Annotated in this window: 14 protein-coding genes; 3 read left to right on the forward strand and 11 right to left on the reverse strand. The window is 33.7% G+C overall.

Features of this window, described 5'->3' with window-relative positions; all coding sequences use genetic code 11:
* Positions 1-33: 33 nt before the first annotated feature.
* From KA873_RS08650 to KA873_RS08680, 7 genes are all read right to left on the reverse strand, one after another.
* The gene (locus KA873_RS08650; protein WP_210140248.1) at positions 34-2646 is read right to left on the reverse strand and encodes a DUF2309 domain-containing protein; all 2613 of its coding nucleotides are present in this window, start codon (positions 2644-2646) and stop codon (positions 34-36) included.
* The gene (locus KA873_RS08655; protein WP_107385871.1) at positions 2647-4176 is read right to left on the reverse strand and encodes an NADH dehydrogenase subunit 5; all 1530 of its coding nucleotides are present in this window, start codon (positions 4174-4176) and stop codon (positions 2647-2649) included.
* A gap of 417 nt (positions 4177-4593) precedes the next feature.
* Positions 4594-5220 (reverse strand): ABC-2 transporter permease, encoded by a 627-nt coding sequence (locus KA873_RS08660; protein ID WP_107384205.1) that lies wholly within the window; start codon positions 5218-5220, stop codon positions 4594-4596.
* On the reverse strand, positions 5217-6062 hold the full coding sequence (locus tag KA873_RS08665; protein ID WP_107504668.1) for an ABC transporter ATP-binding protein: 846 nt from the start codon (positions 6060-6062) through the stop codon (positions 5217-5219). The genes KA873_RS08660 and KA873_RS08665 overlap by 4 nt, the downstream gene beginning before the upstream one ends.
* A 393-nt stretch (positions 6063-6455) precedes the next feature.
* The gene (locus KA873_RS08670; protein ID WP_210140249.1) at positions 6456-7631 is read right to left on the reverse strand and encodes an ABC transporter permease; all 1176 of its coding nucleotides are present in this window, start codon (positions 7629-7631) and stop codon (positions 6456-6458) included.
* Positions 7628-8308: an ABC transporter ATP-binding protein gene (locus KA873_RS08675; RefSeq protein ID WP_107384202.1), complete on the reverse strand. Its 681-nt coding sequence runs from the start codon at positions 8306-8308 to the stop codon at positions 7628-7630. The genes KA873_RS08670 and KA873_RS08675 overlap by 4 nt, the downstream gene beginning before the upstream one ends.
* Positions 8305-9333, reverse strand: a complete 1029-nt coding sequence (locus KA873_RS08680) for an efflux RND transporter periplasmic adaptor subunit (RefSeq protein ID WP_107385867.1) — start codon at positions 9331-9333, stop codon at positions 8305-8307. The genes KA873_RS08675 and KA873_RS08680 overlap by 4 nt, the downstream gene beginning before the upstream one ends.
* A gap of 256 nt (positions 9334-9589) precedes the next feature.
* Here KA873_RS08680 and KA873_RS08685 point away from each other — a divergent pair, with 256 nt between their 5' ends.
* The gene (locus KA873_RS08685; protein ID WP_107384200.1) at positions 9590-10201 is read left to right on the forward strand and encodes a YIP1 family protein; all 612 of its coding nucleotides are present in this window, start codon (positions 9590-9592) and stop codon (positions 10199-10201) included.
* Positions 10202-10342: 141 nt separating this feature from the next.
* On the opposite strand, the gene mbcS is transcribed toward KA873_RS08685, so the two are convergent.
* Positions 10343-11920, reverse strand: coding sequence for an acyl-CoA synthetase MbcS (gene mbcS, locus KA873_RS08690; protein WP_107385866.1), 1578 nt, complete (start codon positions 11918-11920; stop codon positions 10343-10345).
* A gap of 277 nt (positions 11921-12197) precedes the next feature.
* On the opposite strand from mbcS, the gene KA873_RS08695 reads away from it, so the two are divergent.
* Positions 12198-13097, forward strand: coding sequence for a DUF5996 family protein (locus KA873_RS08695; protein WP_119535550.1), 900 nt, complete (start codon positions 12198-12200; stop codon positions 13095-13097).
* A 266-nt stretch (positions 13098-13363) separates the two neighbouring features.
* Positions 13364-14767, forward strand: a complete 1404-nt coding sequence (locus KA873_RS08700) for an MDR family MFS transporter (RefSeq protein WP_107384197.1) — start codon at positions 13364-13366, stop codon at positions 14765-14767.
* Positions 14768-15003: 236 nt separating this feature from the next.
* On the opposite strand, the gene KA873_RS08705 is transcribed toward KA873_RS08700, so the two are convergent.
* The 3 genes from KA873_RS08705 to KA873_RS08715 all read right to left on the reverse strand — a co-directional run bounded on the left by KA873_RS08705 (position 15004) and on the right by KA873_RS08715 (position 16453).
* Positions 15004-15321, reverse strand: a complete 318-nt coding sequence (locus KA873_RS08705; RefSeq protein ID WP_107384196.1) for a YflT domain-containing protein — start codon at positions 15319-15321, stop codon at positions 15004-15006.
* A gap of 57 nt (positions 15322-15378) precedes the next feature.
* Positions 15379-15777 (reverse strand): hypothetical protein, encoded by a 399-nt coding sequence (locus tag KA873_RS08710; protein ID WP_107504675.1) that lies wholly within the window; start codon positions 15775-15777, stop codon positions 15379-15381.
* Positions 15778-15985: 208 nt separating this feature from the next.
* Entirely contained in the window at positions 15986-16453 is a 468-nt protein-coding gene (locus KA873_RS08715) for a nucleoside deaminase (protein WP_107385863.1), read from the reverse strand.
* Positions 16454-16492 lie beyond the last annotated feature (39 nt).

The following is a 16492-nucleotide window of genomic DNA, read 5'->3' on the forward strand; positions in this document are numbered from 1 at the left end:
GTCCATTAACAAATCGGAACAGCGCTTTTTAAGTTAATCAACTAACCAGTGTTGCCAATTACCAAATTCATCAATACTTGCCAATTTAACCCATCCATTGTGTACCTTTTGATAAAAATCATGATGTTCATTTAATAGCTGTTTAATATAATCATTTGGCGCGTGCACGACAATGAGTAGTCTAATAGGAGAATGATACATTTTATTGTCTGCCGACATTACAGATTGCCAAGGTAGACCCGTCAACAAATCACTCGCATTACCTTGCATAACACCTATACCTGCCGTAATTGTCTGTGTTGTTTTACTACCGCTACCATAATAATGCGGTGCGACTGTTGAGGCATAATACTGTAAATTAATCCATTGAGCCACGGTAGCTGGGCCACTAATGATATTCGCTAAGAGGCTGCCATCACTATCTTGTTCCCAATCATAATTGTGTAAAAATGCTCGCCCTTTTAAGTCGCTGTTTTTTGTTAAATCACGTGGCCCTATAATAAACGAAGCGTTTCTCGCTAAGCCCCATTCTGGTCTAATCTCACTCCAATCGTTTGATAAACGATGTACTTCTTTAATTGGGTCTTGTTTTAAGATGTGATTATCTGGTAATGCTTTCAATCGTTGTGCATTTGCTCGATAAGTAATATCAGACATTGCAGTTTGAATTTGATTCAAAGCATTTTGCGCAGATTTTGACATAGTTGGTAAGTATATCCAATTTAATTCATCGGTAGATGTTTGGTGCTCTGCTGCCGCAAAGACAGTGTCTTCTGGAATGACAATACCTCTCTCATTTAACGCTGTTCTAACTTCAGCTAAGTTACAAAGCTGTGCTAATACCTTCGCGTTAAATCCGCTCGCTGCGCCACCACACGCACCACAGTCAAGTGAAGAAGCATATGGATTGTTCGCACTTTGACTGCCATGCCCACACAATACGATTAATGGTGCAAAATCTAAAGTTAATCCCATTAAGCGCAATGATTGTTGCGCATAATCTACTTTTTCTTCATTTGTAAAACCCACTGGTATACCCTCTTCATGAATATTACGATGATCTAAGGATAACGCTGTGTCATTTGGTTTTTGTAACCAACTATCATAAAACTTTCGTATCAATTGTCCTATTGGTCTCGGTGCGAAACTTCGTGAAAACATTTGAAGCGTTAACCAAGGGCCACTTAATTCTGGCAATAGTAGACTCGGCAAAGCATTTTGTTTCATTTTTTTAAATGTATACGTAATCGATTTTAGTATATGTTGATGCTGACGAAAAGTTGTAGGTTCTTGCTCATGTGTGTATTCTTTAATTTTATGTTGCGGGAGGTTCATCACAGGTAAAGACGGATGACTATGTGATTGACCCAACTCTTCTTTGACAATTGGTAAACCAAAAAATCCTGCAATACCGATTGTTTCAAATGCACCAGCCGCTTCTATTTGACGTCGAAAAGGTTCCGAGCGTACGTCTATACAAAATGCCATTTGTACTTGCGGCTTTTGTCTTTCTTGCTCATTATCTTTATGTGTGTGTGTGGTTACAGTACCTTCCAATTGATGCTCGTATGTTGCTTCCCAAGCCGTTAATAAAATTTGTCTAAGACCTTGTTTTTCAAATTGTAATGCAAAATTTATATAAGCGTTTTTTTCAAGTTTAGATAGTTGTTGCCATTGTTCTGTCGTAAACATACCAATAGACATCCAATGCTCTGCAAATTCATCGCGTTCATATGCTATTGGATTCTCTGCTGAATTCACAGGTAAATATGGTTCAACAATGGCCCATTCTATACCCAGACGAATAGCTAAATAAGACAATAACATTTGGTCAGCATTAGACGCTTGTTCATCTTGCCATAGCATCATACCAGCCCATCCAGGTAATGATAGCAAATGATTTTCCAAATATGTTTGATACTGTGCCTCAGCAATACCCAGCTTTTGTAAAACCATATGAATGAGCGATTCAGCTTGATTTGGCAATGTTTTCAAGCGTGAACGTTGTTGCTTGGTCAATGCTGGATCATGTTGTACCAAACGTTGCCATGCAAAGAATAAACCCTTTTCTCTATTAGGCATCGTCCATCCAGATTGCGCATCATCTAAATATAATTTGCACCATTTAATAACGTGATAATCTACAACATCTATCAACCGTCTATCATTTTTATCCGTAATATATGTACTTACTAATGGCACAGTATTAGTTTCATCGTCTAAATTTATTTTTTCATTATGTTGATTGACTTGTCTTTTATTTTCAGAATGACGCGTTACACCTACTATATTAGACAAATCTAACATCGCTCTAGCATAACTTTCAGCAAACTGTCTATCTATCGAGATCACCGATTGATTTAACCATTTTTGTAATTTAAATTCAATCATATCTTTATCAATTTCGTCACGCTGATATGCTTGTTCAAACATATACATTGTAGGATAGATATCTACGTCACGGACATTTGCTAACCATTGCGCCACATCTTTAAATTCATATTGCTCCAAATTTGACCAAGGGTTTCTTGCGGCAAACACAGAAATAGGCGATAAAGGAACGATAACCCTACTCGCTTTAGAAATTATTTGATCGATATCATCTTTGTGCTGATTTTGGTTTGTCATTTCTTTATGCTTTCCCATTTAGTGCCCTCCTTTTGACAAATAAGATTTTAAATAATTAGGATGACGTTCAACCGTTTCAACCTTTGCATCTCCTAAACGAACAATCCACATATACAGAATTGAAAATACGACAGAAGACCGGTGACGTGCTACCCAGGTACTAATCAAACTACCCAACAATAAAATGATTGCTACGGCAATAACGATAAAAGTAGGTGGTTGTACGCTGTGAATTGTCAGAGTATGTAAAGCATCTGAAAAATAATGATGCACCACAAAATAAACTGCACCTACAACAATGAGTATCGTCATACCTATAACACGACCAAAATTGCCTTCACCAAAAGCTACTAACTGTGTCCATGAGACAGATAAGGACCACGCTAAGATAAGACCGCTCACTAGACGATAACTTTCTTCTGGTGCACTCAACCAAAAGCCTAACCCAATCAGGAACGCTAAAATACGGCCACTGACTATCCATACATATGACATTCTTTCATTTGCACGACTCGGTACACTAAAATGACGCACTGCTGATCCAGAGCGTAAAAATAAAGTCGCTTTGAATAAACCATGTAAAATCAAGTGAATGATTGCAGGAATATATGCACCTAATGCACACTGAATTAACATAAAGCCCATTTGGCCTATCGTAGAACCCACCAATAATCTTTTATAATCCACATGGACTAAACTAATGCCTGCACCTAGTAATACTGAGACACTTGCAAAAATTAATAAAATTACAGATGCAATGTCGCCACTAAAAATGCCTGAAAACCTGGTTAACATAATACCACCAGCATTAACGATACCAGCATGCATAATCGCAGAAACTGGTGTAGGTGCTGCTACAGATTCGATTAACCAACGTTGAAAGGGCCATTGTGCCGCTGGAATCATAACAGCTAGTACAATGAGTAAATTAATACCAAATTGTGCCAAACCGTTAAGCATGGATAGATGTGCTTCATTTAAAGCTACAGAATAATGCCATTCACCGGTAGATAATCCAATCCACAAAACAGCACTTAATAACGCAACCCAACTTAACATGAATAACCTACCTGTTACCTTCGCTGCTTCACGTGTAACTTTCCAGGCGCTTGTTAAACTAATCAAAATCGTAAGTCCTAATAATGTACATCCCCAACTGATCACCATAATTCTCATATCCGCAGTTAACCAAGCAAATGATGCGAAGGTAGTCGTAAAAGTAAATAAAGTGAAGTATTTTTTATAGCTTTTATCACCAGCTAAATAACGAATACAGTAACGTTGGATGATCACACCAATAACGAGGACAAAACCAACCATGAGCCAAGATAATACGTCAGACCGCCATATACCTATCTCTATATTTTTCTGTGACAATATAAGACCTAAGTTAGCCACAATTGCCGGTAATGCTACAAAATAAATATGTATTCGTGCATATTTAGGCGATATTTTTTTTATTAAGAAAAAGAGACTACTTAAAATTGAAATAATTAGAGTTAGAAATAATAATGTTATAAAAATATGCGCGTCAATCACGATTATCACCTTACCTTCTGTACTACGACATTTAAATTTATAATAGTAATAAAACACTTAATTTAAAATTATATTTTCCACGAAAAAAGCCGACAATTAATAATAAATCGATTACTGACTTATTATCATTGTCGGCTTCATTACAACGCACATATGATGAGTGTTTTGCTTTGCTACCTATTATATATTCATTTATTTTAAAATATGCTAATTTTATATTTTTTTACGTTAAGACGTACAATTTCTTATTTCCACTACTATTTATTCACTTTTTCAATTTGCCAATACACACTGATTAACAACTTGCTAAAGCTTAATTATATAGAAAAACATAGAAAAGTATGCCTAAATTTTAAACTTTTAATATTAATAAGATATAACGATTATTCGTGTTTGTCAAGATAGACAGTAGTTAAGCTTTGTTCATTATAACTCTTTATACTTAAATGCTTGTTTAGAAGCAATAAATGAAAGCACCATAACGATTAAGCCAATCAATGCAAAAATACCACCATACCACAGGTTTTTACTAATTTCTTCTATAAGATTACCTGTTCCTGATAATATGGCCATACCTACAAAATAATAAACAAAGAATAAAATGACTACGATAATAGATACAATCATAAATATGACATTTGATTTTTCCGCACCCATTTTAAAAGTAAATGGGAAAATAAGCGAATACAACGCGATAAATCCTGTACCAAGCAACGCTGAATTCACTCCACTAACAATACTACCTGCAACAATTGCATTAATCACAAGTGACACCACCATCCCTGTTAGTGCCAATAAGCTATAAAATGCAAAATGACTACTCACATAAGTGTTTCTGCTATAGGGTAATGTAGAAACAAAATACATCCACTTTGAGTCTTTTTCATTTTTTAAATTATCTGTAGCTGGTGAAACTAAAAATATCATAGGCATGAAACTAGCCATTATTGGATTTGTAAAGGAGAAAAACAAACAAATTGGAATACTTAACAATAAATATATATAAATTGATTTTTGATTTGTAAAATAATAACTCAGTAAGTAACCCTTCATGCTAATTCTCCTCTCATTAATATTTTTGTGGCATCATCAATATTTTTTAATGGCTGTGCTAACTCTATATCTTTATTTTGGTTTACAAGTGCTTTCCCTGTTCCTTTATGTATGCGATAAGCAACAACATTACTGTGATTAACATCAAATTCCCCTTCTTCAAACGAAACAATGCCATAATCATTTAGTAATGTATCTTTATGCTCTTGTAATAAAATACGCCCATTTTTCATAAATACTAATTTATCTGCAAGCGTCTCAATATCCTCCGAAATATGTGATGAAATTAAAATACCGTTACCTTCATCAACAAAATCTTCAAGTATTTCTAATACTTCTTCACGTCCCGAAACATCCATCCCTGCCGTTGCTTCGTCTAAAATTAAAAGTTTACTATCATGAGACAGAGCAATAGATATTGAAATTTTCATACTCATACCACGGGAAAAAGTTTTAATTTGACGTTCTTTCGGTAATTCAAAATTCTCCAACATTTCAAAAAAATGTTGTTCATCCCATGTGCGATAAATATTAGAAAACACTTTACTAATTTGTTTTGCGTTAAGTTTATTAGGCAGTCGAAGATCATCAAATACAACGCCTAGGTGTTCTTTATACGCATAGTCATCGCGAGAAATCTGTGTATCAAAAAACTGAATGTCCCCAGCATCTGCAAAGCGATTTCCCACTAATGTATTAATCAACGTAGATTTACCAGAACCGTTTTTTCCAATAAGTCCTACCACTGTATTGGGTTCAATTGTTAGATTAATTTGATTTAAATTAAAATCTGAATCAACGTAAGTTTTGTTTAAATTTTGTACATTGAGCAAATACTCCATGATAACCCCCTATATTTCATTTTTTGATAAAATCTTAACCTTTTACATTAAATCACTTTCTAAATTAACATAATACACCTCGTTATAATACACAATACATTTTTCAAAAATATTTATTTTTATTATTTTTAATTAAATGTATATCTAAATACGTAATAACTAAAAGCCATTAACTGTTAATTGTATTTAAAATGACTACATCATTCCACCCAACAAAGATAATTAGAGTTCAATGGGATAAAAGGCTGAGACAATTCTTTTGTCCCAGCCTGTTGCATGTCATATTTATACATGAGCTATAATTGTTTACGCTTTTCTAGCCAACTTGAATAGCATGAAATGACGAAACTATTTTATATAATATAATGTCTCTTTTTACATCTTTTTAAAATATTACTTAATAATATCAATGAGTTCTTTCTTAGCTGCTGAACGTGCTGGAATCCAACCAAATACGATACCAATTAATGTAGAAACACCTACAGCAATGAGTACTGAACTTAGACTAACCGCACTCTTAATATAGTCTGGCGTTACTGCATCTACCAGGCTTGCGACAAGTATACCTATGATTAGACCAATGATACCGCCAATCACACATAGTACAACACTTTCTACCAAGAACTGGATTTCAATATCGCGCGCTTTCGCACCAAATGCACGACGAATTGCAATTTCTTCTGTACGCTCTGTTACTGAAATATACATCACATTCATAACACCGATTCCGGCGATAAATAATGAAATACCTGCAACAGCAGCCACAAAGTAAGTAATGCCATCAAATACTTTATTAATATTTTTCATAAATTCTTCCATATCTGTGTAACTATAGTTACCATCGCCTGCGCCTGAACCTTTTTTATTCAATTCTTTAGCGACTTTGTCTGCGACTTCTTTCTTGTCAGCACCATCTGCTAATGATAATTGGAGTGATGGAAAATCTTGCGTTAATTGTCCCATATATCTATCAAATGTATTTGCAGGCATATTAACAGCTGATGGGTTCATAGCGTCGTTTGCTATGCCTACAACTTCAAATCCTTGATCATCAATATATAATGTTTTACCTATCGCATCATTATTGAATACATCTTTGGCAATTTTGTCATCGACTGTAACGACTTTTTTGTTCAGTTCATTATCGTCTTCATTAAAGCCTTTGCCTTTTTCTGGGCTAGTCATTTCTCTTTTCTTTAAAATGCTGACGTCGCCTTTTTTCTGGGCATTCGTCATTTTTGCAGAATAACCTTGATCGTCACTTTCTTTGATTTTTGCATCTGTAACACCATTTACTTGTTTAGCAATATCCAAATCTTGTTGGCTAAAAGGATTATCTTTCGCACCTTCACCACTACTCGTCATATAATTAACCGTAGCAGAATCTTTGCCTGCACCTGTATCTTCAAATTGTTCTGATGCCGTTTGTTTAAACCCATTACCTAGAGACATAATCGTAATGACTGCAGCAATACCAATGATGATACCAATCATAGTAAAAATATTACGACGCTTATTCTTTAAAATGGATTTGAATGAAATGGCGATGATATTTGATAAATTCTTCATTCAACCACCTCTTCTCTTTGGACACGACCATCTAGTATATGAATAATGCGATCTGCTTTATCTGCTACTTTGCGATCATGTGTTACGAGAATCATCGTTGTGCGATGTTCTTTATTTAATTTCATAAATAAATTAATAATATCTTCAGACGTTTTAGAATCAAGTGCCCCTGTAGGTTCGTCAGCAATGATAAATTTCGGGTTATTGATGATAGCACGTGCAATGGCTACACGCTGTTGTTGCCCTCCTGATAATTTATTAGGTACTAAATTTTCTTTATCATATAGTCCAACATCATGTAATGTATTGATTACTTTTTCTTTACGTGCTTGTGACCCTAATCCTGCATAAACTAACGGAATGCTCACATTTTCCAATATCGTATTGTTTTGAATTAATTTGAAGTTCTGGAAAACGAATCCTACTGTTTTATTTCTAATTTCTGCCAATTCATTATCCGAACTTTTTTTATAATTCTCTTTATTAAACAAATAAGCACCTTCATAGCCTCTGTCAATAAACCCTAATATGTTAATGAGTGTACTTTTACCAGAACCCGAAGGCCCCATAATTGCTATGAATTCTCCTTCTTTAATGTTGATATTGATGTCTTTTAAAATGTGATTTTCTTCATCGCCGTTTTTGAAATGTCTATTGATATCTACAAGTTCTATCATGATGACACCTCAACTTTGTCTCCATCATTCATAGATTTTTTAGGGTTTTTAATTAATTTGTCGCCTTTTTTCAGACCCTCTTTTACAAAAATTTCACCGTTTACTTTATCAATTTTAATATCACGTTTTTCAACTTTATTGTCTTTACCTAATACAAAAACATTATTATCTTTAGTTAATACTGATTTTGGTAATTTAATGGCATCTAATGGCACTTCAACTTCCATGGAATAACCTGCACGTACAGGGATATCAATATCACTAATTACGATTGTATATTTTGATGAATCTGAGTCACTACCACTGCTTGGGTCAGAAACTGGATTAGAAGCTTGAGCACCGCCGTCTTCCTCACTACCTGAACCAGCTGCTGCTCCGCCTCCAGATTTACTTAAACTCTCTTCATAACTTTTTGGCAACTCTGAAATTTTCTTGATTTCGCCTTTACCTTTTTTACCAGTACTTGTTACTTTAACGTCTACTTTGTCGCCTTCTTTAATCTTCCCTAAATCAAATTCAGTTACAGTTGCTTTAATTTGTGGTTCATCTGCAACAAGTTGTAAAATAGGCTCTCCGTCAGAAACGTTTTCTTTATTTTGAATATCAATTTTACCGTCAAAAGCAGCGTAAATACTATCGTTCACTTGACGATCATATTGGTTAAGTTGTTGTTGTGCTTCCGCTCTCTCATTTTCATCTTTTGCATTGTCCACTTTATCAACTAATTGTTGGCGTTTATTATTATTAATTTCATAATTGATGAGTGGATCACCTTGTTTAACTGATTGACCATCATCAACTTGTGTACTTACATACGTTCCCAATTGACTGTTGTTATTATATGTTTTAACTGATTTAGGTGAAGCTTTACCTTCTAAATTGAGTGGACTTTCTTTCTCCACTTTATATGTATCATAACCATCCTTTTTGTCTGAGCTACTATTTGCTTGCTTTAAAATTAATGCAATTGCAATTAATACGATAATGACAATAACACCGATAATCCACATCCACTTTTTCTTCAATGCTAAAACACTCCTTTAAATTATTATTCATTTTAGATACTATCATAATCACACAACAAAAAATATAATGCATAACATTATTTTATATACAATATTTTTCAGTGAATATATACCTAACAATATTGTAATATTGGCAATAGTAATCAAAAAGATTTTATTTTTTTAATTTTATTTAAAGTTTTTCTTAAAAGTGTTTTAAAATATTGTAGGTAATGTTATGCTTTGGAAAATAATATATATAGGGGGCAAGGGATTCATGGAAAATTCTAACTTACCATTCGCACAACATTTTTCAAAATTACGTGAACAACCTAAATGGGGACTCAAACTAATCATTGCAATCGTAGTCATTGCACTCTCAACTGCAGTAGGTGCTATGTCAATTGATTACAATGAAATTTATCAAGATGCAGGTGCAAGTGCTCAAGATATGGGCAATATGCAAATGATTGGTTTAATTGGTGGCATCGTCGCTGGTTTAATTGGTGGTATATTTGGTATTGGTATTACATTTTTAATCTTTTTAGTTATTTCTAAGATAATGAAATCTGATGCAACTGCAAAACCTATCTTTTCTGCAACATTAAGTTTTACTATAATTACTGGCATCGTAGGTTTAATTATTTTATTAATTCAATGGATTGCTGGTTTATCGCCTACAGATTATAATATTGCAAGCTTAAATGTCTTTGATAAAGGCAACCAAATGTTAGGCACACTTAACTTACAAACACTCATCAGCGCATATGTATTTGGCATCATGCTCTTTGCAACGAATCGCTTGTCTAAAAAAGCTTCAATTATTTGGGCAATTGTATACATCGTTGTATCAATTGGATTTGCCTTAATCGGAGCAAGTTTCCAATAATAAATATATTTACTAAAAAACATGGAACGGTAGCGTTCCATTTTTTTATTTTGATATAACATTACTCACACACAAAACAAGCGCCCATCATACTGACAATAATAATGATGGGCGCTTTCTTTCTAATGAATCAACATTGATTTATAAATATTTTTCTTTTTCCGCTTCTCTTAATTCAATGCGTCTAATCTTACCTGAATTTGTTTTAGGTAAATCTTCTACAAATTCAATCGCTCTTGGATATTTATAAGGTGCTACGTCTTGTTTAACAAAATTTTGTAATTCTTTAACAATAGTTTCATCACCTGTAACATCATCTTGCAAGATGACAAACGCTTTGACGATATTCCCTCTAATTTCATGTGGACTCGCTACGACTGCACATTCTTTTACATATGGGTGTTTCGTCAGTGAATCTTCTACTTCAAATGGTCCTATGGTATAGCCAGAACTTATGATGATATCATCTCTTCTACCTTCAAACCAAAAGTAACCATCTTCATCCATTTTTGCTAAATCTCCAGTAATAAAGTATTCTCCAACTTGTGGATCCGCAGTACGTGCTTCATCTTTATAATAGCCTTTAAATAATGCAGGTAAGTCTAACGGCACTGCAATATTCCCTACTTCATTGGGTTGTGCAGGATTACCATCTTCATCGATTACTGTAACATAACTACCTGGAATAGCTTTACCCATTGACCCAGGACGTCCTTTTGTATCCTTTAAGAAACCGATTAACAACGTACTCTCTGTCTGACCATAGCCATCTCTAACAGTTAAGTTAAAGTTTTGTTGGAATTTATTAACAACTTCTTTATTTAATGGTTCTCCAGCAGATACAGCACTATGTAAATGTGACAAATTATATTTTGTTAAATCAGGAGATTTTGCCATTAAACGATATTCTGTTGGTGTACAGCAAAGCACATTGATTTGATACGTTTCTAATAATTCAAGATATTTCTCAGCATTAAATTTACCATTATAAACAAATGCCGTTGCGCCTGAACCCATAATTGATAAAAATGGACTCCATACCCATTTTTGCCAGCCCGGTGCTGCTGTTGCCCATACGATATCATCTTCAGTTATACTTAACCAATGCTTGGGAGCCATCTGTAAATGCGCATATCCCCAACCATGAGAGTGGACAACTGCTTTTGGATTGCCTGTTGTGCCTGAAGTATACGATAATAAAGCGATATCTTCTCTTGAAGTTGCTTCTGTATCAAGCTCATCTGAGGCATCAGTTTGCGCGTCTTCAACGTTAATCCAATTATCTTCCTTGCTGCCAACTATAAATTTAAGTAATGAGTCATATTCTTTAACACCTTTGAACTCTTCGATGCTATCACCTGTGGCTACAACTGCCTTAATTTCACCATGTGTTATACGATATTGTAAGTCTTTAGTACGCAACATTTCAGAACTAGGCACAATAATAATACCTAATTTCCATGCGGCTAAATATATTTCATATGTCTCAATCGCACGTGGCATCATGATTAATAACTTATCACCTTTTTTTAGGCCATATTTTAAAAACATATGACCAACTTTGTTTGCATTTTTTATCAATTGGTTATACGTTATATCCCGTTTTTCACCAGTTTGATCATTAAAAATAATCGCTTTTTTTGACGGATTATTTGCATATTTTTCAATTTCGCTAACGATGTTATATGTTTCTGGAGCAATTAAATCTGCTTTATTCATTGGTTACTCTCCTTATTTCGGTGATTAATTTTACAATATACAGAACAATATCAAGTTGTATTTTGATTATTCAGAAAATAGTACTGCGTTCACATTCGTTTTTGTTATGAACTACATATTAACACATACTTGATTAGTTCATATATTCATATCATTTTTTCATTATAACAAATGATACTTTAATATACTTGGTACAAGCATTTTTATATTGTGTTTTATCTTTAGTATCCGTGGAATAAAATTTATAGTAAATAATATATGAGGTGGTATTCATAATATGAATTTCAAGGATTGGGAAAATGAAAAAGATACGCTACATTTATTATCACAGATTCTAGGTAAATATAAATTAGAAGCAAGTCATCAAGAACCTCAATGGTCACACGTGACGCTAAATATAGATGTCCAAGGCTTTTCAACTGGTATGTTAAGCTATGGAACACATACATTTGCATTAAGCGTTAACCTGATGCAACACCATATTGAAATCGTCATTGACCAACATGTACATGATATTGCCTTAAAAAATGGAAGAACTATACAATATTATTATAATGAAATTGAAAAACTGTTAAATCAATCAGATATTCATTTAAAAGTTAACACTTTGCCACAAGAAGTACCAAATCCGATACCGTTTGAAAATGACGTAGAACATCATCATTATGATGATAAAATTGCATCAGAGGCATTAGCATTGATGAAATTTGCTTACCATGCTGAGGCAAATTTCATTAATGGCTTAAGAGTAAGAAAATCTAAACCTGGCCTATTTTGGGGAACATTTGATATTTCTTGTATTATCGTCAAAGATAAATCAGCACCATTTGAAAATGATAGCATGGTCATTGAACGTGCGGCTTTTGATGAAGAAATGATTGAATTTGGCTTTTGGTTTGGTGATGACCAGTTTGAAGGTCCGACATTCTTTGTTTTACCGTATCCTTTTGCAGATCAACCTTTTGATACTGACCATCAATTTCCCAAAGATTGCTATTTTGATCAACAATTAATGGAATATCTAATCGAATATAAACAACATCATGATATCGATACAATAACTCAATTTTTCAAAGCGTCTTATTTAAAATTCGCGGATTTTCTAAATTGGGATAACGTCGATTATGCTTTTTCTCCTCTAAAAATGAGACCAAACCATTTAAGTAATACACCTTAATTTAAAATCTATGAATTCAGCTACTTTTAATTAAATCGAGGGTATGAGACACCTATCATGTCTCACCCTCATTTATATTTTCATACAACTTTTTGATGCATAACAAAACTAAATTGCTATATACCCAACATAAGAAATCCCTTTCATGACAATATTTCAAACTTCTCACAGATAAATTTTAAAAAATAAGTTCAACTTTTAGATTTACAACGTTTCAAGTGCTATAATATTTAGATGTGTAATTTGTTAAGAAAGAAGTGAGTACATTGACAGAAACTGGAAATTTCCATGTTGAAAAGAGAATACCTCTGTTTATCGTTCTATTATCAGGGGCTTTTATAACTATTTTAAACCAAACTTTACTTGGAACAGCATTACCACCAATAATGAAAGATCTCCAAGTGTCAGAAAGTACAGTACAATGGTTACAATCTATATTTATGTTAGTAAACGGGATTATGATTCCTGTAACTGCATTTTTAATTGAACGTTTTACATCGAGGCAGTTATTCTTAACTGCAATGAGTATTTTTGCAGTAGGTACGTTGCTTTGTGCAGTCGGTATTGATTTTTCAATGCTATTAATCGGGCGTGTCTTACAAGCAGCAGGCGCAGGTATAATGATGCCGTTAATGCAAACAATACTATTTTTAACTTTTCCTAAAGAAAAACGCGGTACTGCAATGGGTCTGTTTGGACTTGTTATCGCATTTGCTCCAGCTATCGGACCTACTTTATCAGGTATATTAGTCGAACACCTATCATGGAGAAGTGTCTTCTATGTTGTATTCCCTATCGCGATTATTATCATTATTGCTTCTATATTCCTATTGAAGAACGTTACAGAAACAACACATCCAAAATTAGATATTGCTTCAGTTATCTTATCTACATTAGGATTTGGTGGCTTACTATATAGTTTCAGTTCTGTTGGTGAAGCAGGTTGGACTAGCGTACAATTTATTGCACCGCTTGTTGTTGGTATCGTTTCACTCGTTATATTTATCCGTCGTCAATTAAACTTAAAAGAACCTATGCTTGAGTTCAGAGTATTTAGTTACGGTATTTATACGTTAGGTACGGTACTAAGTATGTTTGTATTTGGTGTACTTATTGCAACAAATATTATCTTGCCACTTTATATGCAAAACATGCTACAATACTCAGCCTTAAAATCTGGTTTAGTCTTATTACCAGGTGCAATTATTATGGGTATGATGAACCCAATAACTGGTTATTTATTCGATAAATTCGGTGGTAAATGGCTCGCTCGAATTGGCTTATTCGTACTAGTCGTTTCGACATTACCATTTACAATGTTAACAGAGCATACAACATTTACGTATCTCGCTACTTCTAATGCATTGAGAATGGTTTCAATCGCCATGGTTATGATGCCTATGACGACATTAGCAATTAACCAACTGCCAAATGATTTAATCGCACATGGTACTGCCATGAACAATACATTTAGACAAATGGCAGGTGCTATTGGTACCGCAGTCTTTATTACTATAATGTCAGTTTCAGCAATACCTCAAGACGGTATTACTGGTATAATTCATGGTGTTAACGTAACGTTTATCATTGCTACAGTTATCTCAGCAATTGGATTACTATTATCATTTAGACTTTCAGACGACAGTAAACCAAAACGTCGCACCTTATAAACACGTATAAATAACAATACAATGTCTAGAACATCAATATTGTTGATTAAAAAAACGTCAATTTCTATATAATATAGAAATTGACGTTTTTTGTTTACGCTTAAGCGCATCATTGTTCAAAGCATTTATATCAACTTTATCTTCATTCAACTCAATGTTCAGAGCATTCAAAACATGAACTACATAGGCATTTTGTTTACTTAAAATCCTGAAGCGATATAGTTCATCTAAATATTTTACAATAACCCTCTAACTCTTACATCAGTGACGATTAAGTAAACTTTGCCGTCATCCATATCACTTTTAAAAGTAGCGATTTCACTTTCATCTACACCTAAATCAATCAACTTTCTTTTCAAAGCTTCTCTCTCAGAATCATTTTCTTTTTTAATATCTATACCTAAAATATTCGTATCTTCTACAATTTTTTCTGTTCGAGATTTATCTAAGGATAATACGTAAATGTCCTGATTACCTATACCTTTATCTTGTAATGCAGTAACATCCACTTCTAACTCACTATCATTCTTATAAGCTTTAACTACTGGTTTCATAAGAAAGTCCTCCTCTTAAAATATCCGTCATCATTTTTCATGGATACACATTAACCATTACGCTTTAGACTGAATCATTAAATGATCGAAGCGTTCCTTTGTCATATAAAAATACGTATTTTCTAAAATTTTATCAAATAAGTCTTCTCTTTCATCGTCTTCAGCTAAGCTAAAGTTAGTTTCAACATCTTCCTGATCTGCTTCGTCGACAAAAATAACCTGTTCACTTTTTACATCTAACGTCTTACGATTATAAATGAGCTCTAAATGATTATGTTTACGGTGAATTGCTTCAATGTTGTCAATTTTATATGCGCTCTGAATAAAATCTATCACTCGCTTCTCTCTATAACGTTTATGCTTTTGAGCTTTAAAATCTTTAGCAAAACTTTGTTTCACTAGTAAATAAATAATAATGATTACAGCTAGAATTAAAAGAAAAATTAACGTACTCATCTAATTGTCCCCCTTATCAAAAACACCTTAGTTGTGTTATTACGATATTATGCATAATTTTCCCATTCTGTATATTCTTAAACATGACAAATGCTTTTATCACAACCATCAAAGCTTTTCAATTTATAAGCATTTAAAGACAAAAAAACGCTAAAAAAACATAAAACCCCTCAGCAGTTTGGCTACTGGAGGGGTTTCATACTTCCACTTATTGTTGATGATAACGAATTTGCAATTTTTTAATTTTAGATGACACTGCTTCAAAAGGTCCTTCAACATGAGCATCTCTAATTACACTTTCAATAGGTAAATTTTTAAAAGGGGCAGGCGCAACATTGATGGCTTCCAACCATTGACTCAATTGTTTTGAGGAACTCGCATATACAATTTTATCTAAACCAACGAGTGCGTGTGCAGTTGCGCACATTGGACAATGTTCTCCGGAAGTAAAAACAATAGTATGCTTTCTTTCGTCAGGAGTAAGATGGGTTGCTGCCCATTTTGCGATAGCAATTTCTGGGTGTTCAGTCGCATCACCACTACTGATTCTATTATAATCTTCAAATAAAACATTACCCTCAATATCCACTAAAAGTGAGCCAAAAGGTTCATTACCATAATTTAATGCTTCCTCAGCAAGTTCGACTGTCCTGTTTAAATATTTTTCATAATTCAATCAAATGACTCCCTTCATCATTCCATGTATGAATCAATA

This window comes from Staphylococcus sp. GDY8P45P (assembly GCF_017892745.1).
GTDB lineage: Bacteria > Bacillota > Bacilli > Staphylococcales > Staphylococcaceae > Staphylococcus > Staphylococcus cohnii.